This is a genomic window from Paenibacillus sp. N22P23, assembly GCF_059383735.1.
The window spans coordinates 809,220-832,957 of the sequence record NZ_JBXENT010000002.1; the positions used below are offsets into that span (position 1 = coordinate 809,220).

Consider the following 23,738-nt stretch of genomic DNA (forward strand, 5'->3'; position numbering starts at 1 on the left):
TATGTCAATGAGGCTCTTAATCTTAGGGCTGCTCATGGAGTATGAACGCCACCCCTACGAAATTCGCCAGACGATTAAAGATCGCAACTGGAATGAATGCTTCAAGCTTCGCGATGGATCGCTTTATTATGCAGTAGACCAGCTTCGCGAGGATGGGCTGATCGAGGCGGCTGAGGTCGTCACGATACCTGGGGAGAATCGACCGGATAAGACGATTTATCGGATAACGGATTCCGGACGTGATGCCTTCCAAGAGCTGCTTGTCGCTCAGTTCCAACAAATTTCCTTCCCGCAGCATCCGCTGTTTCTTGCGATGCCATTCGTCCGGCACGGAGATCCGAAGAAAGTCGAGGCGGCGATCATCAAACAGCTGGAAGCCTGTCAAACACGTATTGAGCGTATGCATGCTGTGCTCCAGCTCAAAGGAAACTTCCTTCCTCGCGGCTCCGCGCTGATGATTCAAGGCTTTATCCAATTCGGCGAGACGGAGAAGCAGTGGCTGACAACGCTGCTGGAGGAAGCGCGCTCCGGCAGTCTCTTCGAGGGACATAAGCTGACACCAGCGCAGCTAGAAGCTTTCCTAAAGTATAAGCAACTACCTACAAATGAATAAGATAAACAAGCCGCTAGACGGTGTGGGATAAGAACTGCATCCAGTTCCCCACATGGCCTAGCGGCTTTATTGTTGTTAAAACGGTCAGCTCAATCGCATCAAGCTGCCCTTCTGCGAACAAATATACAGCTCCCCGTCTGCGTCAACGCCAAACGAAGTAATCAGCTGATCGGAATCGATCAGCACTTTGTTCTCTACACTGCCATCCTCATGCTGCCTTAGCGCCCAGATCGTCCCCATCGCATAATCCGCATAGACATACCAACCAACAAGCGCTGGCAACGCCTTGCCCCGATACACGAAACCGCCTGTTATGGACACGCCTTGATCACGGCCATACGTGAAGATTGGTGCAATTAACCCTTCCTCCTTACAACCTTCCTTAGGCTTGAAGCAAAGATCCCCCTCCATGACGTTCCACCCGTAGTTGCCGCCTTTCTCGATGAGGTTAATTTCCTCAAGCCGATCCTGCCCGACATCTGCCGCCCACAGCTTCCCGGTAACCGTATCGAAACTGAACCGCCATGGATTACGCAGCCCAAGCGCATAGATTTCCGGTGCTCCACCACCGCTGGCAAAGGGATTATCAGCCGGAATACTGTAGTGCTTGCCGCCAGCTCCGGTATCCACGTCGATTCGCAGTATTTTGCCGAGCAGGCTTTGCTTGTTCTGTCCGTTGCCATGCGGATCGCCGCCGCTGCCCCCGTCTCCTGCTGCAATATATAAGTACCCGTCGTCCGGTCCAAAAGCCAACTGTCCGCCTTTATGATTCGAGAAAGGCTGCTCGTACGTCAACACCTTCACCTCACTCGCGGGATCCAGCAATTCCGGTTGCTCCGGATCACTCATTACGAAGCGAGCAATGACCGTATGCGTCTTCGTCGTATAATTCACGAACGCGATACCAGGCTTCTTCGGATGAAAAGCCAGCCCTAGCAGCCCTTGTTCATTGCCGTCACTGTAGACCCGGTCCCGAATATCGAGCACAACTTGCGGCTTGGTTGAGGGTTTCATAAGATCCAGCATGACCACTCGGCCCGGCTGCTCGATCACGAACACTTTATCGTGCAGCGCGCTCGTTACACCGAACTCACTGACCATACCAACCGGATTATCCAGCGTCCCTTCCGGGGCAATCGTTTTCAATTTAACCGGCGTCTCTGCTGCCGAAGCAGCTTGTCCGCTCTCGTTCGATGGCTTCACCATTGACTCTTGATCACCTTTGCAAGCCGTAAGCAGTAAACAAAGTCCGAGCAGCCATGATGCCGCGACTGTTCCTCTGCGCCATGTCCTCATTCTCATCCTCCTCTGCATCCTTCTGCTGTGATCATCTCATAACTGGAAGCTCTAGTTCAAATTTCAAGACTATTTGCACCCCTGCGCCAATAAAAAAAAACGGCCAAGCAAGGTCACCCCCTGCTCAGCCATTTCCTTATTTCTTCACGATGTCAGCTACAGCTTTATCAAACTTGCCAAGCAGCTCGTCGGATTTGATGCGTTTGCCCATGTATTCCTGCATCGCAGCACCGAATTGTTGCGTGATGCCGTCTGGGAAACGATCCCACTGCCAGCCCTTCACTTGATCCGGGTGATCTTGGGAGAACGCTGCGAAGTCTGCCGCGATTTTGCCGATTGCAGCTGGATCAGCCGGAATCGAAGTGATCGACGGGATGAATTTGAAATCAGTCGCTACGAATTTCTTACCTGTTTCCGAAGTTGCCATCCAGTTGAGGAATGCTTTTGCTTCGTCCGGATGAGCGGATTTGTTGTTAACAACCCAGTTGCTTGGTACGCCTGTGAACACGTTCGGAGCACCTTCCAGCGGTACCGGCATCATGCCAAGGTTCAGCTCCGGATTCACTTCATCCACCATACCTTGAATCCAGTTACCATGTTGAATCATGGCGTATTTACCTGCGGCAAACTCAGCCACTTGCGTGTTGTAGTCCGTTGTCAGCGCAGCCTTCTGGCCGTTCGCGAACATGATGTCTACAAGGCGTACCCATTGCTTCGTAAGCGAATCGTCTTTGAACGTCTTCGTGCCGGCTTTGATTTCATCGATGAATGCAGCAGGATCAGCCTGCGTTGCGTTCGCGATATTAAATGTATGAATACCGAGCGACCACCACTCGTTGGTCAATGCGAAAGGAATAATGCCTGCTTCTTGCAGCTTCTTACAAGCCGCTTCCAGTTCATCAAGCGTTTGAGGAAGCGTTGTGATGCCTGCTTTTGCAAAGAGATCTTTGTTGTACGTCAAGCCGTACGCTTCAAGCGTCATCGGCATGCCGAGCAGCTTGCCGTCGCGTGAAATTTGTGCACGGGAAGCTTCTACCAGATCTTTCGCCCATGGCTCACTGGAGAGATCAACCGCACGGTCTACATAAGGATCGAAGCCGGCCCAGCCGCTCGATGTAATGATTTCCGGCTCTTCGCCTGCTGCAAGCTCAGCCTTCAGCAATGCGCTGTAATCCTCGCCGCCGCCATGCGTTTCGATTTCAACCTTCACGCCTGTTTCTTTCTCATAAGCTTCCGCCATCTTCGCAAGCGCAGCTGCAATCTCAACTTTGAATTGGAATACTTTAATCGTTACCGGCTCTTTCGGCTCGTTTGTTGTCTCTGTCGTCGCCGAATTGTTTGCAGCAGCGGTGTTGTTAGCTTTCGCGTTCTCCCCGTCTGTGCTGTTGCCCCCGTTATTATTGTTGCTGGAACATCCACTTGCGATCAATGCAGTGGCTAGCGTAAGTGCGAATATCGATCTCTTTTTCATGATTGGCCTCCCAAATGGTATTGGTTACATTTCCAATTATAGATTGCATAATTCTGCTAATACACCGAATAAATTGAACTAGATAGTGTAATATTTTGATTAATTTAGTTAAACATCAATTTATTACCCCTTGACTGATCCTGCCGTAATGCCTTGAATAATATGTTTTTGTAGAAAAAGGAAAAATGCAATGATCGGCAATGTGCTCAGTGTCAGCGACGCCATCGCCAGGTCCCATTTGCGCAAATATTGTCCGAAGAACTTCTGCACCGCCAGCGGGATCGTGGTGAAGTTATCATTGATGACCAGCACCGGCAGCAGATAGTCATTCCAAATCCACAGTACGTTCAGAATGATGACCGTAACGGCAATCGGCTTAAGCAGCGGGAATACGATGCGCCAGAACACGCCATATGGCGAACATCCATCCACAACAGCCGCCTCTTCAATCTCAAGCGGCACGGATTTGATAAAGCCGTGGAACAAGAACATGGAGAGCGAGATGCCAAAGCCGATGTAGCAAATGACGATTCCGTATACATGTCCCCGCAATTCAAACAGCGACGTGATGCGCATCAGCGGCAGCATCACCGATTGGAACGGAATAATCATCGCCGCCACATAGACGGTAAACAGAAACTTATTGAATGTGGTCGGCTTTCTTACCAGTCGGTAAGCACTCATACTGGCTACAATCACCAGGCAGCCTACGCTCAGTACCGTAATAACCAGGGAGTGCATGAACACGACCGGAAAATCAATCGCGATCCATGCTCGCTTGAAATTCCCAAACCCCCAGCTCGTCGGCAGCTCCGCCGCGTTCAAGAGAATAGCGCCAAGCTTTTTGAACGAATTAATGACCAGAAAATAGAACGGCGTCAGGAAAAGCAGCGCCAATAGTACGCATAATAGCTCGAATATGAAAAGGAGTGGCGTATATCGTTGTTTGTCTTCCATCGTTACGCTTCCACCTCTTTCTTCTTGGTGAACCAAACCTGTGTCACGGTGATCAGCGCGACTGCGAAGAAGAAGATCATCGCTTTCGCTGTACCCAGCCCATAACGATTATTCGTCAGCGCCTCACGATAGATGTTGAGTGCGATTGACTCTGACGCATACCCCGGCCCGCCGGCCGTTAAGGACAAATTCAGATCGAACATCCGGAACGCATTCGACGTCGTCAGGAACAGACAAATCGTAATGGCGGGCATGATGAGCGGGATGGTGATCGAGCGGAAAATCTGCCATGGATTAGCGCCGTCAATACGAGCTGCTTCCGTCAGATCCTTCGGAATCCCAATAATTGCTGCTATGTAGATAATCATCATGTAGCCTGCTGTCTGCCACACGAACACATTAACAATGCCCCAGAATGCCGTAGTCGGCGTACCCAGCCAAGGGAGATTGAAGAACTCCAGCCCCGTCGCTTCACCGACAGCCGCGAACCCGCGGACATAGATAAAGTACCAGATGTAGCCGAGCAGCAAGCCGCCGATTACATTCGGCAGGAAGAATATTGTGCGAAGCAAATTTCTACTCTTCAGATTGCGCGTAAGCAGCATCGCCAATAATAGCCCCATCACATTGGTTACTGCAACAGACGCAATTGTAAATCTCGCTGTAAACCAGAAAGCAGTCCAGAACCGTTCATCATCCGTGAAGATCCGATGAATATTCTGAAATCCGACCCACTTCGCATGGTTCAGATCCAGCCCGTCCCACTCCGTAAACGTATAGTAGAAACCCATAAAGAACGGCACCGCGACGATAAGTAGAAAAATCAGAAGTCCCGGTCCGACAAATACGGTTTGCTGCAGCCATTCATGCCATTTGATTTTGCGATTCACGCTCTGCACATAGATGTCCCCTTTCTTAACCCTCGTACCTCAGTATAGCGAATATCGATAACCGCAATCGACAGACGATCGTGAACTTCATGGTGGAATATATTGACCAACTCACAATTCATAGCGTATGTTTATACCAAAATCCAGCCGTCGATTTGGGAGGCGCATCCTTGACCACAACTTTGTTCAAAAACACGACAATCCGCAAAAAGATGATGATGCTCTTCTTAATCGCTACTATACTGCCCATAGCAGCTTCTATCGCAATCTCGTATCATCAGACGAAGTCCTCGTTAACCAAAGAGGCTATTTCGAAGAACAACCGACTGCTCGCGCTCGGTGGTACGAATATCATCAACTATATGAACAATATCAACCAGAAGTCGCTTGCTGTCTACAATTCGATGAATGTCCCTCGCTCGCTCTATTATATTTTGGAGCACAATATGGAGAACGAAGTGTTCCCGAACCAAATCAGCGATGTCATTCAGAACCGTAATTTGCTCAAAGACCATCTCTATAATATCTATCAAAGCGTGCAGGAATTTTATAAAATCAGACTCTATGTAGCAGGTCAGAACACGAGCTACCTACTATGGAATGACGACATCAAAGTCGGCAAGCATCAGAACGGTTCCATTGCGATGGCATCCAAAACCTACATCGAACCGACGCATTTGAGCCACAATTATGGGTTGTCGATCAAGTCTCCTGTGAAGGAAGAACAAGTCTTCACGCTACATCGCCCGATCTTCTTGGCCCCAAGCGATGTGCAGCTCGCGGAGCTCACGATCGACGTGAAGACGAGCGTGCTGAGTGATCTGAACCGTCAACTGTACGATACCGGACATGAGAATTTCTACCTGGTTGACGCCGATGGCGGTGTCCTGATCTCCTCCGATGAATCCCAAGTTGGCAAGCGACTGGATAGTGAATGGTTCAAGACCGTTCGGAGCGCCTCTGCGAAGACGGGGCATTTTGACTGGGATGGGAATGCGTTCTCCGGTATGATCTTCTACCAGCAGGTGAAGACCAACTACATGAATTGGTACCTGATTAAGCAGACGCCTAACAGCCATCTATACGCGACTGCTAATGAAACCGCTTTAATTAATACGTGGGTCGGCGCGGCTTTCCTAGCCATTGCCGTCATCGCCCTGCTGTTCATCTCTTACCGTTTCACGAAACCGCTGCTCGCGCTTATCGGTTATGTCAACAAGATCGATTCCGGAAATTTGAATGTCCAAATCGATATCCAGAGCAATGATGAAATTGGGCTGTTGGCCAAGCGATTCCGCTCGATGATGCAGACGATTAACAATTTGATTTTGAAAGAATACCGGCTGGAGCTTGCGAACAAAACCATTCAGCTCAAAGCGCTGCAAGCGCAGGTGAACCCGCACTTCCTCTATAATGCGCTGCAGTCCGTTGGGACCGTTGCGCTGCAGCATGGCAACATGAAAGTATATCAGCTCGTGACCTCGCTTGGGAAGATGATGCGCTATCAAATGGACATGGCAGATGTTGGGGTAGAGCTAAGCCGGGAGCTGGATTACGTGCAGGCTTACCTCGATTTGCAGAAGGAGCGCTTCGACACCTCGCTCGATATTATTCTGATGATCGACGAGCGGACTCGCAGCATAAGGCTGCCGAAGATGATTTTGCAGCCGCTGGTGGAGAACTTCTTCAAGCATGGCTTCATGCCGTCGGAACAGCCGGCGAAGCTTGTAATAGCTAGTTCTCTTGGCGATGACGGGGCGATGACCATCGTCGTATCGGACAATGGGAAAGGGATATCCGCTGCACGTATGGCAGAGCTAAACAGACTTTTAATGCGGGAGGATGAGGTGGAACGTGATGAGGAAGAAGGGCTCGCAATCGGGCTGCGGAACGTTCTGTTCCGTCTGAGGCTTTACTTCAGGCAGGATGCAGCACTTAGTATTCAGCATTTGCACCCGCATGGATTTTCGGTGACGCTTCACATTCCGCACGCATTGGAGGACCAAACACGATGAAAGCACTCATAGTAGATGACGAACGGCATGTTCGCGAAGCAATCCGGCTGCTAGTGCCATGGCAGCAATTTGGCATTGAAACGGTGCTCGAGGCCGATGATGGAACGACCGGAATGGCGATGATTCAGGCGCAGCGGCCTGCGCTTGTATTTACGGATATGATGATGCCCATGATGGGCGGTGACAAGCTGATGGAGTGGATGGCGGAACATGCGCCGGAGAGCAAAATCATCGTCATCAGTGGACATGATACGTTTGATTTTGTCCGTACAGCCGTGAAGTTCGGGGGCATGGATTACATTCTGAAGCCGATCGATGCGGAACAGCTGACTAGTGCCGTGGAACGGGCGGTAAGCAGCTGGCGCAGCGAGGACGCGAGCCGCTCGCGCGCGCGCGGGCAAGATATTGAGCTGAATCAGCTCAAGCCGCTTTATTCGGAGCAGCTGTTAGCTGCTTTGATGAAGGGAACAGGTTCTGCGCAGGAGTTTGCGCTGGCGATGAAGCCGTTTGGGATGACGTATGGAGCTGCGGTAAGCGCTAATGCTGCGGAGAATGTCGTTAAGGACGGAACCGTAGGCGGAAGTGAAAGTGGAAAGAAGGCCGAAGCTGCGGGCGCAACCGGGAATAATGCTGCGACTTCGGCTGTTTCCGAGACTGTGATTCGGACTGCTGTTGTGGAGCTAAGCTCCACACCGCCGGCGGTTGCCGACAAATTCGGCTCCTCCGGACGGGATCTCTTCGCCTATGCCGTTGCCAACATCGTGAACGAGATGCTGCGCGAGCGCGGCGCGGGTCATGCCTTCCGCCATCATGCCGGAGCCGAGCCAGAGATCGTCTTGCTCTTCTGGGACAACTCGGTTGACGTGCCAGGACTACTCGTCGAGTGCAACGACGCCTTGTTCGTTTCGTTAAAAGCGCGTCTGGCCATAGGCGTCGGACTGCCGGCCGCATTCCCTTCCGGCCTGACCGCTTCCTATCGGCAGGCGCGGACTGCTCTTATGCAGAGGAACCTGCTGCAGACAGGTAAAAGCATTCACTGCTTTGATCCCGGTTTTGCTACTACTGCGGACCCGGCGCTGTTCTTCAGTCCTTACGAGGAACGGGTGCGCTACGCCGTTCAAAGCGGCAGCCCGGATAATATTCGCCGCGCGCTGCAGCTGTGGTTCGATGCACTCGATCAGCGAAACCGGCTTACGCCGGAGAATCTGCTGCTCTGGCAGCGGGAATTTCAGCTTGCCGCTGCTATCTGGGAAGGCAGCCTCAATGTCGTCGCCCGGGCGGACATCCCTTATTCGAGGGAAGGCAGCAGCTCCTTGCCGGTAGATGCAAGCGGTGCATTCCAGTATGCGGCGTGGAAGGAAGCTTTCGTCCGCGAGGCTTGCGAGATCGGAGCCCGGCTGAATGCGGTCAGCGAGCGCGGCAGCACGATCCGCGACATCGCCGCTCATATCGAGAAGTTCGCTCACGAGGACCTGACGCTGCAGAGCATTTCGGACAAGTTTCATCTCAGCCGCGAGTACATCTCACGCAAATTCAAGCAGGAGCTGAACCAGAACGTATCTGACTTCATCACCATCTGCCGCATTAATCGTGCGAAGATCCTACTAGCCAGCGCCCATCTGAAAATCACACAAATCGCCGAAATGTCCGGCTTCCAGGATGAGAAGTATTTTAGCAAAGTGTTCAAGAAGCTAATGGACTGCACGCCAAGCGAGTTCCGCAAGCGGCAGTATGGGATGGAGTAGCGGAGGTGGGCGGGAAACCAAGAAAGCTCGGCGCATGTAGATCACCACGTGTGGATTGATTCTTTAACGGTTGTCAGCGTGTCTATTTCATGAAATGAAATACTTTTATAATTCTAACGGTTGTGAGCATGGTTATTCGCTGCAAAATGGTTGATTTCTATCGGAAAATGTCCAAATAAGCCCTCTTACAACCGTAAGAAAATAAAAACGGGCTTTTTAAGCCAAATAACCACTGTCACAACCGTTACAAGTTGGAAGATGGCTCTTATGCAGTTCCGAAAACTAAACACGTGGGACTCTCGACACTCAAAAAAAAGCTGCCGATCAAACGATCGGCAGCTTTCCCATTATCGAACCAATTCCGGCTGATGCTCCTTAAGCCAGCCCCGCAGCGGGACATCCTCATCCGTCGGGCTGTAGTAGCCGTTGCAATTGACGCCTGCGCCGAGCAGCTGCCGACGAATCGGGTCGGCACTCTCCCACAAATGCTGCACGGTCATATCGTCCTTCGTGCGGATCCAACGATAGCCATAACCGTAGAACAATACTTTGCGCGTATAGTCCGACCAGTTCGGCGAACCGGCGTGCCAGGTGCGTCGATCGAAGAAGACCGCTGACCCCGGCTTCACGCATACCGGAATCGCGCCTTCCGGCTGGCCTTGCCGATCAGCCGGCATATCCAGGGTGTCTTTGAGGTGGCTTCCTGGCACGACCCAGAAGTTACCGCGATCCGGCTCCGATACATCGGAGAGGAAATAGGCGACTTTCAGCGACAAACGTGGACGTGGATGCGACTCCATCTCCATATTCACGCGTCCGCTGTCTTGGTGCCAGCCGAACGTTGCATCACTCTTCGCCTTCCCAGATGGAGGAGTCGCAATCATATGCGCATGGTACAAGTAGATGTTCCAGCCAAGAATATCCCATACCTTGGGCAGCACTTTCTCGTAATCCACCAGATTAAGAAACGAACTGTGATCCGGAATAAAGTTTGGATAAAACAATGCCGTATTCGGGTCATGCCCAGCTTCAAGTTTATCTTCATAAATACGGTCAAATTCCGCAGTCAGTTCCGCAACCTGCTCTGGAGTGAGCGCATTCTCCACAATCAGATAACCCAATTCGTTAAACTGTTTCCGTTCTTCTTCGGTCAATGCATACTGCAAGCATGATGGATCCACGTATAATCCCCTCCGTATGATAGGTACTTATTCTGTCTCTATCATAGAAGGTTTACGGGTGCCTTTCGAGTAACGATCTAGCTTTCTTTTGGACGATTCAACGATTATTGTGGTAACGCTGTCAGTCCAGCAGATCAGCCCGTCCTGCCGTTCATGAACGCCGTAGGGGAGCAGCCTGTCACTTTCTTGAACACGCGGTTAAAATACGCCTGATCGCAGAACCCCGTTTCTTCCGCGATTGCGCTGATCGACATCATTCGATCGAACATCAGCTCCTTCGCCTTCGCGATTCGAACATGATGCAAATAATCGATCGGCGATAATCCCGTGACTGACTTGAACAAATGCGAGACATGATTCGGCGTCCGCTCCGTCAAGCGGGCCAGATCATCCAGCGAAACGGATTCCCTATAGTGATCGAGCAGGTAGGTTTTGATAGCCTCCGCCATCTCGATTTTCTTGGCCGGCAGCTTCCACTTGTCCCGTTCATAATTGATAATGCCAAGCAGCTCCAGCAAAATCGCATAACACGTCGGTTCCGAGTACGGTCCCTTCATCAGCCAATGATGCTTCAAGAGCATGAATCGCTGCTTAAAATATTCAAACCCGCTAATGGTGGTTTTGCAAAAACGATTCTCCGCGAGCAGCGGCAGCAGCTGTCGATCATGATCCTCCAGCGTGAAATGCGTCGCATATCGCTGATGCTCCTCAAGTGAAGTCCCGCCGCGCACCGAGCCGGCCGGCATGAAGAGAACATCCCCCTTTTGCAGCAAAACAGACTCATCATTAACGTAGTAGATGATCTTCCCCTTGGTCACGACGAGCAGGATGTGAAACTGCGTGGGGCTTGGGCTCATTTCCCATTTGCCGTGAAAATCCTTCGCATAACATGAATGAAGTTTGATCAATGCTGACTACCTCCTACATGACAATCATCCCGCTACAAGCTCCATATTTCAATGAAATTGCCATCCGGATCGTAGAACGAGAACGATTTCCCTTGATAATCGAAGAGCTCTCCGACCTTAATCCCTCGCTCAGCAAACTCATGATAAGCAGCCTCCGCATCGTCCACCATGAAGCCATAGGAGGATTGCGGCGCTCCATCCGGATAAACGAAATGCGAATGAAGCTGATGTTCGTTCTGTTGAAATAGGATGCGAATACCCGACTCGTTCACTAATTCGATGTAAAATGGATCCTCTTTCACCACTCGAAATCCCAGATGTTCACCATACCATGCAATGGACTCCGTGAAGCTGCTTACAGGAACCGTCAAATACGTGCTTTTTAATTGAATCGGCATTGGTTATTGCTCCTTCTCTTCCTGATTTGAACACGTCATGCAGACCAGCTTCCCATCTTCCAAAATAGTGCCTTCAAGAAAACCATCTCTGCAGTAAATAGGCTTCTTGCATTGTTCGCAATGTCCGACAAGTTCCTGCATCCGGTAACCTCCTCTGATTCTTCAGCTTCCGTTCCTCGCTTAACCGGGCAATATATAGTAAAATGGGGACTCAGCTACACTAAATGAGTATGGGGTGCCCTACATGTCCATTAATTTCACTAAAGCAATTGTCGATCGATTACAACGAGAAATTGCTGATATAGAGAGCAAGATTCCACAAGCGAAGACCAAGCTGGATAAAACACAAGCAAAGATCAAACAGCTGCAGCGCGACATGAAATTAAGTCAATCCGCCAGCGATTTAAGCAGCAAGATGTCGCGGATGAATAAGTTAAATGAGGAGATCAAAACGATCACTCGTACCCAGGCCGATCTTGCCAAACAGCTGGTCACGAAACAAGCTCAACTCAAGCAGCATGTATCCAAGGAATAGACCTCGTCCTAGTTATTTCCATCTGTAACTTGATTATTAAGCGAGCGCAGATGGGAAGTCAACCTGCATGCCGCGAGAATCTAACGAACCGTAGAGGCCTTATTGAGCCGAATGTCAGGGCTTCGAGAATCTAACGAACCGTAGAGGCCTTATTTGGAGACAATCGGCTCACAAATAGCCACAAACAGTCAAATAGTGACCCTACGGTTCGTTAGAATATTTTCGGTGCCAATAATGAGCAAATAAGCCCCCTACGGTTCGTTAGAATATTCCGTACGCCTAAACAACAAAACGTTGGCTGGGCATTGGGATGCACAGAAAGCCAGCAGCCAGCAGCCGATTCGAGTCGGCTGCTGGCTTTCTATTTCCACAGCTCAAGCTGCTGCTGCTCGTTTCCTTCGTGATCCGCCTCTTTTGCAAAATCGCACTCGGAACCATATTGTTATATTTCATAATTTTCTTGTTGATATCTGTTAGTTCAGATTCGACGACGACGCTGCTGCTACCTTGTTCAGATAATAAGAGCAGCTTCTGCAGCTGATTCCGGATTTCATGCTGAAGCATCAGCCACGCTGGCAAGAAATTCGCTTCTTTCAGGAAACGATTCGTGATGTCGCCTGATGGTACCTCCACCGGCTTACCTTTCCCCGGCAGATGATCGAACGCGCCTTTCCGCTCCTGTTCTCGGTACATCTCGCCGATCCAGTCCTGCGTGGACAGACCGGAATTCCAAAATTGCCTGGATTCAACTGCACGCTCTGCCTGCTCCGTTTCCGCAGTAGATTCCACCTTAGGTTCGGACTTCACAATCGGCACTTCGTCTGCTTGAGGAATATCGACTGATATGAATTGTTTTTTGCTCTTTCTGAACCAAAACCCCATCTCCTGCTCACCACCTATCATAGACTAGTAAACGAAGAAACACTTCTTACTAGCAGTTTACAAATATTGGTGCGAACATGTACCCTAAACCTTTGTAGATTCCTTGAACGACGCGCAATTTCCACGCACAAAAAGGGAAGCAGCCGACCGTGAGAGGCCATCGCTTCCCTTCTTGCTACTGATTGTACACCTCAAACTCATAGATGGATGGCGTATTGGTCGCCGAATTAATCAGCAGCCGCACGCTCGTACCCGTTACCGACGCGAAGGACACCGTCCGGCTCGCCCCAATCGTTGTCCCCGTCGCGCTGTCCACCCATGCAGAACCGTTCCAATAGGAAATCTTGAAGCTCGTAATCCGGGTATCGTACTCCTTGAGCACCACCGTATTAAACGTCGTACTGCTGCCAAAATCGATCTGCAACCATTGCCCCGCACTTGTTCCCGAAGCCGAATTCCATCTCGTTCCCGCCGAGTCGCCGTCGTTGGCTTTGGCTGGCGTATAGCTCGCATCCCACTGGCTTGAGCCCGTGATTGTCTTATTCAGACCCAAGTTCACCGGCGTTAGACTCACATTGTCAAAAGCAATCCAGTTCCCGCCGTTTGCAACGGAGTAGAAGCCAATCTGTACGCTTCCATTGCTGACCGGGACGCTCGGAATCGTGACTGTCGTATAGGTGGAAGACGTCGGAATGTTCACAGACAGCTCTGCGCCTCCGTAATTTTTGGCCACCATTCTCGCTTGGCTTTGGCCGCCGCTTGATCTTACGTTCGCTTTGAGCGTGTACGTTCCGTTCGGCAGGCTGATATCTTGGCTGGTGTAAACCGTATAGGCTGCCGCTTTCCAATGTACCGCCTCGTAGGAACCACCGCTCATTCCGCCTGCTTGCGTGTAATCGGCATCGATATTCGTCCCCTTATAATCCCCGCCCCACGTTATCCAGCCCGGAATGTTCTGACCTGCGACGCTGGCTTCAAAGTTCGGATTTTGCACGAGGTTGCTCGTACCTCCGCTTGTTTGGACGACAAATGTAGAAACCGAATTGGCGGGCAGACTTGTCGTGAAGGTTTTGCCTGACAACGCAATGGTCGATAGTGTGGCGCGATTCTCCGTCGATGACGTCCGGTAAGCTTGCACGGAGCCGGTCACGGTGCCGAATTTGTTCAAGTCGAACGTGTAGCTGGAAGCTGAGGCTGTGTCATTATAAACGATGATGGATACTTTGCCGGTTGCCGGGTCAAGTGCCGTGATCGTCTTGGCATCGTTGTTCGCGATGATTTTGTACCCCGGACGAATGAAATTGCTGTACTGCCGCATTACATGATATTTCTTCGTCATCCAATAATTCTGTGTGCCGTCAGAGGCAAAATGGATCAATCCCCAATTGCCGTTCCCTGCGAGCGATTCCGCTTCGGACTCAATCGCCTGCCAATACACCCACTCTTGGGGGGCAAGATCTTTGAGATCGGTCGTGATGGCAGAAGCTAGACCGAGGTAGGCCGACACCGAATTATGATCATGCGTCCCGGAGGAAGTGGTTACCTCGGACATTTGCAGCCTGCGGCCGTTACCGACAGCCTTCTGGTATAACCCTTGACGATCTCCGCCGCTGTAGGTGTGCGTGTTAAACTGCGTGATAGCACCTGCCGCCGTTGCATCGAGACTGTCCAGTGAGCTGTGTGACATGGCGATGCTCGTTTCATCAAGACCGCTGATTGTTGTGCCCGTTAACGCTTTCGATTGGAGTGCCGAATTGGTCGCGTTAATAAGGGCGATCTGTTTCGCGCCTGCCGAAACCTTCATTCCCTCCTGCTTGCCGCCGGCTGCCCAATAGTTGGAGTTCGCCTCATTCATAGGATTCAGCGTCCGGAACGTAATGCCCCAAGAGTCCCGAAAGTGCTTTACCACCTCGGTCAAATAATCCGCGAACTGAGCTTCGTACCCCGTCTGCAGGTTGTCCTGGCTCGGATCGGAGTTACCTGTCGATTGCCCGCTCTTCGTCATCCAATACGGCGCCGAGTAGGAAATCGCATCCGCCTTGAAATCAGCTGCCGGCACTCTGGACTTGGCCGCTTGCAGCCACCAGCGCTGGTTCGCATCCGCTGTCCAGTCGTAAGCGGAAGCCGATGTCGCTTTATACCCCGGTACCGCTGCGCCGACCCGCATGGAGCTGACATAGGCAGGATCATTGCCTCCGCCAATGTTGTAACGCGCGATGTTGAACATCGCGCTCGGATTAGCATCTGTGTTTGTGGTGCTGTAGAGCAAATCCGCCAGCGTGTCCTTACTCGTCCAATTGCCGGTGTAATTCGCCGACCAAGCAAGCGAGGTGCCCCAACCGCCGAACGGCAGTGAGCGGATACCCGGATCGACAATCACCGTTGTCGCTGCAGCAGCGGGCTGCACCGCCAGCACACTCACCGCAAGTGTCGTCAGCACGGCAAGACTGGCGCTCCTTTTGACCTGTCGAATCATTATAAATTCCTCCTTTAAGTTTGTAATCAGTCAGACGATGTCCGCCTTAAGAACACTTATATGAAAACCCTTACACAATTAGATGTAAGTTTTGTAGAATAGACAGTAGAAGGCCCAATGTTTATAATGGAATGACAAGGTGAAACGTTTCACCATTACGAACAGGAGGAAGTTAACACATGAGTACATTTGAAGGCTGGATTGAAGTTTGTGAAGTTGACGATATTGATGAGGAGGATGTCATCCGTTTCGATCACGTAGACCGGACGTTTGCTGTCTACCATTCCGATAAAGGGAAATTTTACGCAACCGACGGCTTTTGCACCCATGAGAAGGTTCACTTATCCGATGGTTTGGTGATGGGACATACGATTGAATGTCCGAAACATAACGGCAGATTCGACTATACGACGGGACAAGGCAAGAAAGCTCCTGTATGTGAAGATCTCAAAACCTATCCGGTTCTAGTGGAATCGGGCAAGGTCTATATCAAAATTGGCTAATGAAGGGGATTTAAGCTTTTATGACACAACCAGGTATGGTTATCATCGGCGCCGGCGAAGCTGGCGCGAATGCGGCCATGGAGCTTCGTAATCAAGGCTACGAAGGCAGCATTACGCTGATTGGCAAAGAAAATCGTACGCCTTACGAGCGCCCGCCGCTATCGAAGAGCGTCCTGCTCGAAGAAGAAGCACCGGCTCCGACATTCATGCTGGATGCCGATAAGCTCGCCGAGCTTCATATTCAGCTGTTGTCGGACAGCCATGTAACAAGCATTGATCGTGCTGCGCACAGCATTCTGCTGGCAGACGGCAGAGTGCTGTCTTATGAGAAGCTGCTGCTTGCAACAGGTGCAAGTCCGCGTAAGCTGAACATGGAAGGCTCCGATACGTCCGGCGCGCTGTACCTTCGTACATTCTCCGATGCGCTTGCGATTCGTTCGCAGCTGCACCCGGGCAAACATATCGTCATCGTCGGCGGCGGTTTCATCGGCCTTGAGGTTGCGGCGAGCGCTCGCGAGCGCGGCTGCGACGTTACTTTGCTTGAAGTCGGTCCGCGTATTCTGACGCGAGGCGTACCCGAGGAAATTGCGAATGTCGTGGAAGCGCGACATCGCGAAGCCGGCGTTACGTTTAAAATCGGCACGGCAATCAGCCGCATCACGAACGATAACGGCACGCAAATCATTGAAATGGCAGATGGCACGACGATCCGCTGCGACGCCCTCATTATCGGCATCGGAGCTGTGCCTGAGATTGCACTGGCTGAAAGCTGCGGCCTTGAAATCGAGAATGGCATCCGTGCAAACGAGAAGCTCGCCACAAGCGACCCGGATATCTTCGCAGCCGGCGATTGCTGCTCCTTCCCGCTTGCGCTGTACGGCGGCAAGCGCGTCCGTCTTGAATCCTGGCGCAATGCGCAGGATCAAGGCATTCATGCCGCGCAAAATATGCTCGGCGCTGATCAGCCGTATGAAGCTATTCCTTGGTTCTGGTCGGATCAGTACGACGAGTCGCTGCAGGTAGCAGGCCTTGTCGACTTCGGCAGTGCAATCAAGATCAAACGCGAATCGGCCGACAATGTGCATTTCTTCTTCCATCTGGCGGAAGATGGCACGCTGGCAGCTGCCAGCGGCATCGGTCCCGGCATCGCGAAGGACATTCGCTTGGCAGAGATGCTCATCGAGCGCAAAGCCGTCATCGATCCGGCGGTTCTCGCCAGCGCGAGCACCAAATTGAAATCGCTGCTCAAATAATGCAAAATCGCCCTCCATTATGCCTATATGCATAATGGAGGGCGATTTTATTGTGCATGTTTGGCTCCATCATTACAGGAAAAAATAATCCCCTATAAGCAATACAGCTCCTAAACCGAGGTTTGTCCAACCTAACACCTTGGACAGCTTGCGCTCTTTCTCCATTTTCTTGAACCGATATTCCTTAATATCGAATTGCAGAATGAGAATACCCGTTAACCCGAATAAAGGGATGGAGTAACCGATGTAACTAATGGCGACAAAGCCTCCACTGAGCATGCCTTCTCCCCCTTATCTGGATTTCATACCGACTCGTCTTACATTAATTTGGACATCCAAATCGAAATCGACTTCCTTGTACATCTCCTGCCAGCGCTCCTTCGTGCGAACCCGTGAATTCCAATACCCCGGCTTTCTAGCGCGCACATATTCACCAAATCCGAAAATATCGGAGCCATCGTCTTGGGTCTGCTTGAGAAATTTTCGATAAATCTGAACGGCCTTCTTCTTCTCATCTTGTTCAATCCGCTTCAAGATACTCGTATCCGCAATGGCAACTGCCTCGCTAAGCTTCTCTTCCACATTGATCTCAAGGGCGATATGAATGGTGAATCGGGGCAGCCCATTCACGATGTGCACATCTATTTTTTTGTCCCGGTGCGTGATTGTCGTCATCACGTTCTTCGTCGGTCCGCCAAGATCGACAAAGATGCGGTACCCCGCAGGATTAATGCCCTTGATCCCCATGTAGGCTCCGATTTGACTCGCGTTTGTATGGCCAACCATCTTATTTCCTCTAAAATAAGCCAAACCGGTAATTTGGACGTTCTGTTCCTTACGAATAGCAACGTAAGGCAGGAAGCCTTCCTCGCCAAGCTTTACGGAGTTGCTCCAGAAAGTACCGATATAATTGGATGGAAATTTACCCATTCGAATGCCTTCATCCAGCGTTGCTATTAAATATAGCGTCGGTACCCGCTCCAACTTTGGCGCAGCCTTCATGAGCGCCTTCGCGCTGCCTTTCGTTATCATGAGCCATGCCAATCGTCTGACCTCCGAATTACGGTGGAAGAAATCGTTGACATTCTCAAGCCCTCTTCTGGCGATGCTCTCGGACACGACGATGACGCGCAAATGTCCGAAGAACAATCTGCTAGAGAGCTGCTGCTGCAAGTTCATGAGCGCATCATCGACGGAATGTCCTACTGAATCCAGCACCCAAAGTGTTTCCTGCGTGCCGGCGCCGCTGCTGCCTCCGCTTTCTCCCGGTCCCAGCGGAATCCGGCCAGGCAGTGCGATTTGCACCGTTACCCGAACCATATCAATCTGAGGCGCTGTCTGCGTAACCTGTGACTCTCGCTCCTCCTCCGTTCGCTTGCCGGCTTCATCAATCGAAATACCCAGTACAACGGCGCGTTCTTCTATTTCAAGCCGGTCCCAGCAGCCGCTCAGCAGCGGCACTGCCAGCACGATGGCAAGCAATACCTTAACCGATCGGATCCAAGGGCTCTGCCTCATAGCGCTCGCCTCTCTTTCCGCGAATGAGTGAGATGATGTACAGAAGTGCCGGATAGCCAATTGTAATAAATAATCCGATCCGCCCGATATCTTCAATAATGTCATACATTTGCAAAATATTTTGAGGGAGTATCGCCATGATGAAAACAAACGGTAGAAGAAAGAAAGCGAACATATTATGATCCTTCAAACGAAACAAATTGCTGATGAAGCGAATCATCAAATAATAACTCGAAAACAGTGTCGTAAATACCGCCGTTACCCAAACCGCCAGAAACGCCGCATCCATCCGCTCCAAGATATTGGCTGGCAGCGATGTAGCCTTAGCCAGCTCCAGTGTCGGCCATAACAAATTACGAATTTCCTCGGCACCGAAGACGCCTACCGCTGCAATGACAATTGCGACATACAGACCCCCGGAAACGATCATCGCTGCAAGACTCGCTTTCATCGACTTGTTCGGATTATGCATGGCGGGAATGACGATTGTCATGACGAATGAGCCTTGAAACAAGGAGGCAACCGTCAGAATACCAGGCAGCATATGAGCTTGGTTATTTCCCCATATCGGTTGAAGATTGATTACGTCCGCATTCTTTAAGGAAAGCGCGACAATGAGCAGGGCAGGCCCAAGGAGAAACGGAAAATAGAACAAATGGATATAGGTAAAGGTCACTAGATTGTTACGTGTAGAAACGGCTGCCAGCAGCAGCATCACGATGACAGTCACTTCAAGAGGCGTATCTTTGAGTACGGAGGTGACGACAACCTCACCGAACTCGCGCGCGGCAAGCGAAGTCAGTACGGCGAAGAAGGCAATAATCAATAGAGTCCCGATGGCGGCCAGCCATTTGCCAATTATGGCCTCACTGTACTCCACGATGGATTGTTTCGGAAACCGCATACCCAGTATACTGAGCAGACCAAGCCCGATGAATCCAACCAGTGCGCCCAGAAGGGTAACAAGCGGCGCACCTGCGTCTGCCGCACGTACCGCAAACAAAGGAAGCGGCAGCACACCGACACCAATAATGGTGCTGACCAGAATGGCTGCCGACTGAATCGTCGTAATTGAACGGGGGTTCTGCATGGCTTATTGCTCCTCGGTAGAAGGATTGATTTCATTAGGATCAAGCACGTTCTTCGGCAGCTCCTCGGCTGGATTTCCGGTGGAGACCCTTTTCTTGTCCTGTGTATGCAAGGAGGCTGGACGTTCCGTCATCCATTTCAGCGGACTGCGGATGATGAGATCTTTCATCCCCCTGAAGTTGCCCGGAATAAGCGGGCTCAAGTAGGGAACACCGAAAGACCTTAAGGACAGCAGATGGTTGACGATGAGGATGAGTCCAATCACGACGCCGTACAGACCGAATATGCCCGCCATGATTATCAGCGGGAAGCGCAGGAGACGCAAGGCTAGCGCAGCATTATAGGCTGGTGTTGCAAATGAACCGATCGTGGTCAGCGCAATAATGACAACCGTAATCGGACTCGCGAAGCCGGCTGCGACCGCAGCTTGGCCAATAACAAGCACACCAACGATCGACAGCGCTCCGCCCACCTGCTGCGGCAGCCGAATGGTCGCCTCTCGGAGCACCTCCATCGAGATCTCGATGATTAATACCTCAACCATGGCAGGGAAAGGAACGCCCGCCCTGCCGCCGGCCACCGCTACCGCAAATTCCGTCGGAATCAGCTCCGGATTGAAGGAAATGATGGAGACATAGATCGCAGGGAAAACAAGCGAGAAAACAAGTGCCACCAATCTGGCCAGCCGAATGGCGCTCATGAGCAGAAACCGTTCCGTATAGTCTTCGACGGTCTGATAGAACTGGCTGAACACCGTTGGGACGATAAGCGCAAGCGGCGATCCGTTCACTAGGATGGCTACTCTGCCTTCCAGCAAATTCGCAACGACCTTGTCCGGCCGTTCCGTATACTGCACCTGCGGAAACGGGGTAACATGGTTATCCTCGATAAATTGCTCCAGGTAACCGGAATCCAGCACGGCATCAATATCGATCATGGACAAACGACGTTTCACCTCGTCCACAAGCTCTGTGCTGGTTACTCCATCCAGGTAACATACGGACACCTTAGAGCGGCTTCTGCGGCCGATTTCTAACGAATGAACACGAAGATCCGGCGTCTGGAGGCGGTACCGGATCAAGGCGATATTTTTCTCCAGCATCTCGATAAAGCCTTCGCGCGGACCTCGAATAACTTGCTCTGTAGCCGGCTGATCGACAGCGCGCTTCTCGATGCTGCTCGTGCTGATCGAGAACGCTTCCTCCAATCCTTCGATGACCATTGCGGTATCCCCGCGCAGGATGCACGAGATCAGACCGGAAAGCTTTGTTTCCGACTCGACGCCGCTGTGATATAAGACGTCATTGATCACGATATCGCGCAATCCTTGCAGCTCAACGCTTCTGCCTTCCAAGTGCGCAGGCAAGTGCATAAGCGGCCTAAGAATATGATTGTTAATCGTCGCGAGGTCTGACATCGTACTATAGAAAAACAATACCGCATCATAGCGTCCGAATAGATGGAAGCGGCGCATGATAAAATCGCCATCATCCATCATGATGCTCTGTACGGCTTCTATAGCTTCCTCCAACCTGCCTGTAATGCTGATATCTAATTGGTCATCCAAAATCGGGGCTGACGCTTTGGTTATAGATCTCGATTTGCTTTTGCGCTGTGCATGCTTCATCGTTTCCTCTGCCTACTCTCATCAAACCGATGGATAATAGTAGTAATTTACCCTAAAATGAACAAGACTATTATGAGGCGGATCAAAACGAAAAGCGGCAGTGCAGATTATCGTACTCTGCACCGCCGCTTTTTTCTTGAATGACGCATCCTAAATATTCACTTCGTACTATAGTCCCTTAACACGGAATGACGAATATTGCGTACGGCTGCCATTCCTATTCGCGAAGCCGACCATGCCGTTCAAGTAAGGCTCAGTTTCGTCCTCATACCGGATGATAACGGCTCCATCAACAGCTATTTCGAAAACATTACCTGTCGCGTTAATAGCAATCTCATATTCTTGCGCGCAAGTCCAGTCGAAGTCGACACTCGCCAGCTCGCGATAGCCATTCTCGTTCTTGTACAAGCGGAACGTATTCCCTTCGGAGAAGCCTGCGGCATAAGAGCGAATGCCCCCCTGCACACGGAAGAGAACACAATGCTCGCTGCCGGATTGCGGGATGACCGACGAAATGTAGCGGTAATTCTTCCACTGCAGATCTCCCGTATAGCTCTCGGCAGACTCGCCATAATAGCTGCCGCACAGCTTACCTTCATCCAGCGTCCACAAGCCGCGCAAATAGGTGAGTTGGCTTACTTCAATATGCGTGCCATTCCACTTCTCCAGATGTTCCTGCGCAAAGTCGATCGCGTAATCAGGCTTCCCGGCGAAGTGCATGTCGTCCACATAAGCGATCAACGGTCCCCAGCCTCCTTCGGGAATCCACTCTATGCCCGCTTCAAGCAGACAGACGTTTTCCATTGCCGGGATCGAATAGGTAAGCTGCGTCCATTGCCCTGCAATCAACGTCGTTTTCTCGCCGTAATGGCGAACGTCGGCATTACGATCGCGCACGTAAAGTCGTACCTGGATCGGTCTATTCTCCGTCTTCGGCAGCATTACCTTCGCCTCAATCGACTGCCCCGGGTAAAGATTCGGCGAAAAGCATGGATCGTAGCGGCTGTCGTTGAAATCCTCAGGACGGTAATAGGTTTGTCGGTAAGCCCGATAGCCTTGTCCGCCGTGGGAGCGATCGAATACAACTTTGAGCGAACGCTCTCCGCTTGCCGCCGCTTCCGTCGTGTTCTCCACGAAGCTCGTAACATGATGGCTCCGATCGTCCCAATCGGTCCTGAACGCATGCGTTGAGCCCGGAAATTCAAAATGGAATTGCGATTGCTCGCCGCTTAAGATCGGCTTCCATTTGTCCGAAGGCTTGGTGCCTGTGATGCGATAACCCAAATCGGCCACGTACTGGGCGCACCACGGCAAATCAATCGCGTTCAAGGAACCAATGACGCTGGAGCAGCAGAGGAAATCGTTGATTGGCTTGCGCCACGATGGATCGATGCCGTCTAAGCCGACCATCACGCCCATAATCGTACCAACGTTACCGACGTTGCAATCGGTGTCCCATCCGCACATGTTGCATATATTAATCGCCTTGGAGTAATCGCCCCCGGAATAAAGCAAGGATAAGACGATGACTGCGGAGTTCGGGATAATGTGGCAGACGCCGGGATAGCGGTCATAACCGTAGTTGTCAAATACGAACTTAAAGCAATCCCGCCAATTTGCCGGATTGCCGCGATAAAACTCGATCACGTCTTGCGTCATGCGGGTATATTCGCAATCCTCAGGAATAACGGCTAGGCCTGCCGCGATAATCGCTTCGATATCCCGCTCCACAAAAGCGGCTGCGATACATGCCGCAATGAACATGCCTCCGTATTTGCCGTTGCCGTCATGCGATACACTGGCAATTTTCTCCGCATAATGAGCAGCCAATCTCGGATTGCCCGGCGCAATCAATCCCCATGCGTCGATGAATATTTGTCCGCCAATTTGCTCTGCGACAGCGCTTCCATTTAGCTCCATGGAACCGGATCGCGGCGCCATGATGCCGTTCTTCAAGTTCAGGTACGCGGTATGCTCGGTGGATTTACCGTATCCGCCCCACCAGTAGAAGCCGTGGCCGTCTGGTGCGTAATTGAGCCATGCCAGCCCCATCTGCTCTGCAGTGATGTCAGGCGTATGGGTATAATCCTCGAGCGCCCGCAAGAAAAACAGCGGACCGTTCGTGTCGTCGTCCGCCGCGAAGTTTTTGAATTGGTGCAAATAACCGGTAATTTCACCGAACGTACGCTCCAACTGCTCGTATGACCAGCCTTCGACGTTGCCGCCATGGCGGACGCCGATTGTTTTTCCCACCCATCCCGCATAGACGCGTTCCACATAATCCTCAGGCATCGTATGATTCACAAGAGCCGATCTTTCGGAAATCCCCATCGTCATCGTTTCTTTTCACACTCCGTTCTATCATTTTCCATTCCAGCCGT

At 51.3% G+C, this 23,738-nt stretch carries 21 protein-coding genes; 6 read left to right on the plus strand and 15 right to left on the minus strand.

Features of this window, described 5'->3' with window-relative positions; genetic code table 11:
* Position 1 precedes the first annotated feature (1 nt).
* Positions 2-613 (plus strand): PadR family transcriptional regulator, encoded by a 612-nt coding sequence (locus AC506A_RS14075; protein WP_495461619.1) that lies wholly within the window; start codon positions 2-4, stop codon positions 611-613.
* Between the two features lie 84 nt (positions 614-697).
* On the opposite strand, the gene AC506A_RS14080 is transcribed toward AC506A_RS14075, so the two are convergent.
* The 4 genes from AC506A_RS14080 to AC506A_RS14095 all read right to left on the minus strand — a co-directional run bounded on the left by AC506A_RS14080 (position 698) and on the right by AC506A_RS14095 (position 5,227).
* Positions 698-1,909: a PQQ-dependent sugar dehydrogenase gene (locus AC506A_RS14080; protein WP_495461620.1), complete on the minus strand. Its 1,212-nt coding sequence runs from the start codon at positions 1,907-1,909 to the stop codon at positions 698-700.
* Between the two features lie 136 nt (positions 1,910-2,045).
* The gene (locus AC506A_RS14085) at positions 2,046-3,380 is read right to left on the minus strand and encodes an ABC transporter substrate-binding protein (RefSeq protein WP_495461621.1); all 1,335 of its coding nucleotides are present in this window, start codon (positions 3,378-3,380) and stop codon (positions 2,046-2,048) included.
* A 123-nt stretch (positions 3,381-3,503) separates the two neighbouring features.
* Positions 3,504-4,337, minus strand: coding sequence for a carbohydrate ABC transporter permease (locus AC506A_RS14090; RefSeq protein WP_495461622.1), 834 nt, complete (start codon positions 4,335-4,337; stop codon positions 3,504-3,506).
* A 2-nt stretch (positions 4,338-4,339) separates the two neighbouring features.
* Complete coding sequence (locus AC506A_RS14095; RefSeq protein ID WP_495461903.1) at positions 4,340-5,227, minus strand: carbohydrate ABC transporter permease; 888 nt, start codon at positions 5,225-5,227, stop codon at positions 4,340-4,342.
* A gap of 170 nt (positions 5,228-5,397) precedes the next feature.
* Between AC506A_RS14095 and AC506A_RS14100 the strand changes: the two genes are divergently transcribed.
* Positions 5,398-7,242: a sensor histidine kinase gene (locus AC506A_RS14100; RefSeq protein ID WP_495461623.1), complete on the plus strand. Its 1,845-nt coding sequence runs from the start codon at positions 5,398-5,400 to the stop codon at positions 7,240-7,242.
* The gene (locus tag AC506A_RS14105; RefSeq protein WP_495461624.1) at positions 7,239-8,987 is read left to right on the plus strand and encodes a response regulator transcription factor; all 1,749 of its coding nucleotides are present in this window, start codon (positions 7,239-7,241) and stop codon (positions 8,985-8,987) included. Before AC506A_RS14100 ends, AC506A_RS14105 begins: the two co-directional genes overlap by 4 nt.
* Before the next feature lie 347 nt (positions 8,988-9,334).
* On the opposite strand, the gene AC506A_RS14110 is transcribed toward AC506A_RS14105, so the two are convergent.
* The 4 genes from AC506A_RS14110 to AC506A_RS14125 all read right to left on the minus strand — a co-directional run bounded on the left by AC506A_RS14110 (position 9,335) and on the right by AC506A_RS14125 (position 11,615).
* Entirely contained in the window at positions 9,335-10,168 is an 834-nt protein-coding gene (locus AC506A_RS14110) for a phytanoyl-CoA dioxygenase family protein (RefSeq protein ID WP_495461625.1), read from the minus strand.
* 134 nt (positions 10,169-10,302) lie between these two features.
* Positions 10,303-11,076: a helix-turn-helix domain-containing protein gene (locus tag AC506A_RS14115; RefSeq protein ID WP_495461626.1), complete on the minus strand. Its 774-nt coding sequence runs from the start codon at positions 11,074-11,076 to the stop codon at positions 10,303-10,305.
* Positions 11,077-11,108: 32 nt separating this feature from the next.
* The gene (locus tag AC506A_RS14120; RefSeq protein ID WP_495461627.1) at positions 11,109-11,474 is read right to left on the minus strand and encodes a VOC family protein; all 366 of its coding nucleotides are present in this window, start codon (positions 11,472-11,474) and stop codon (positions 11,109-11,111) included.
* A gap of 3 nt (positions 11,475-11,477) precedes the next feature.
* Positions 11,478-11,615 carry a hypothetical protein gene (locus AC506A_RS14125; protein ID WP_495461628.1) on the minus strand — a complete coding sequence of 46 codons (138 nt, stop codon included), beginning with the start codon at positions 11,613-11,615 and terminating at the stop codon, positions 11,478-11,480.
* A 103-nt stretch (positions 11,616-11,718) separates the two neighbouring features.
* Here AC506A_RS14125 and AC506A_RS14130 point away from each other — a divergent pair, with 103 nt between their 5' ends.
* A complete protein-coding gene (locus tag AC506A_RS14130; protein WP_495461629.1) occupies positions 11,719-12,009 on the plus strand; it encodes a hypothetical protein in 291 nt (96 codons plus the stop codon).
* Between the two features lie 279 nt (positions 12,010-12,288).
* Here the strand turns inward: AC506A_RS14130 and AC506A_RS14135 are convergent, their stop codons facing one another.
* Together AC506A_RS14135 and AC506A_RS14140 are read right to left on the minus strand one after the other, a co-directional pair.
* Complete coding sequence (locus tag AC506A_RS14135; RefSeq protein ID WP_495461630.1) at positions 12,289-12,891, minus strand: DnaJ family domain-containing protein; 603 nt, start codon at positions 12,889-12,891, stop codon at positions 12,289-12,291.
* Between the two features lie 175 nt (positions 12,892-13,066).
* Positions 13,067-15,367 carry a discoidin domain-containing protein gene (locus AC506A_RS14140; protein WP_495461631.1) on the minus strand — a complete coding sequence of 767 codons (2,301 nt, stop codon included), beginning with the start codon at positions 15,365-15,367 and terminating at the stop codon, positions 13,067-13,069.
* A 179-nt stretch (positions 15,368-15,546) separates the two neighbouring features.
* On the opposite strand from AC506A_RS14140, the gene AC506A_RS14145 reads away from it, so the two are divergent.
* Complete coding sequence (locus AC506A_RS14145; RefSeq protein WP_495461632.1) at positions 15,547-15,870, plus strand: MocE family 2Fe-2S type ferredoxin; 324 nt, start codon at positions 15,547-15,549, stop codon at positions 15,868-15,870.
* A gap of 20 nt (positions 15,871-15,890) precedes the next feature.
* Positions 15,891-17,123 carry an NAD(P)/FAD-dependent oxidoreductase gene (locus AC506A_RS14150; RefSeq protein WP_495461633.1) on the plus strand — a complete coding sequence of 411 codons (1,233 nt, stop codon included), beginning with the start codon at positions 15,891-15,893 and terminating at the stop codon, positions 17,121-17,123.
* A gap of 72 nt (positions 17,124-17,195) precedes the next feature.
* Here the strand turns inward: AC506A_RS14150 and AC506A_RS14155 are convergent, their stop codons facing one another.
* From AC506A_RS14155 to AC506A_RS14175, 5 genes are all read right to left on the minus strand, one after another.
* A complete protein-coding gene (locus AC506A_RS14155) occupies positions 17,196-17,402 on the minus strand; it encodes a CLC_0170 family protein (RefSeq protein WP_495461634.1) in 207 nt (68 codons plus the stop codon).
* A 12-nt stretch (positions 17,403-17,414) separates the two neighbouring features.
* Positions 17,415-18,641: a Ger(x)C family spore germination protein gene (locus AC506A_RS14160; RefSeq protein ID WP_495461635.1), complete on the minus strand. Its 1,227-nt coding sequence runs from the start codon at positions 18,639-18,641 to the stop codon at positions 17,415-17,417.
* Positions 18,610-19,731, minus strand: coding sequence for a GerAB/ArcD/ProY family transporter (locus AC506A_RS14165; RefSeq protein WP_495461636.1), 1,122 nt, complete (start codon positions 19,729-19,731; stop codon positions 18,610-18,612). The genes AC506A_RS14160 and AC506A_RS14165 overlap by 32 nt, the downstream gene beginning before the upstream one ends.
* A 3-nt stretch (positions 19,732-19,734) precedes the next feature.
* Positions 19,735-21,357 carry a spore germination protein gene (locus AC506A_RS14170; protein WP_495461637.1) on the minus strand — a complete coding sequence of 541 codons (1,623 nt, stop codon included), beginning with the start codon at positions 21,355-21,357 and terminating at the stop codon, positions 19,735-19,737.
* A 168-nt stretch (positions 21,358-21,525) separates the two neighbouring features.
* Positions 21,526-23,694, minus strand: a complete 2,169-nt coding sequence (locus AC506A_RS14175) for an ADP-ribosylglycohydrolase family protein (protein WP_495461638.1) — start codon at positions 23,692-23,694, stop codon at positions 21,526-21,528.
* Positions 23,695-23,738: the final 44 nt, after the last annotated feature.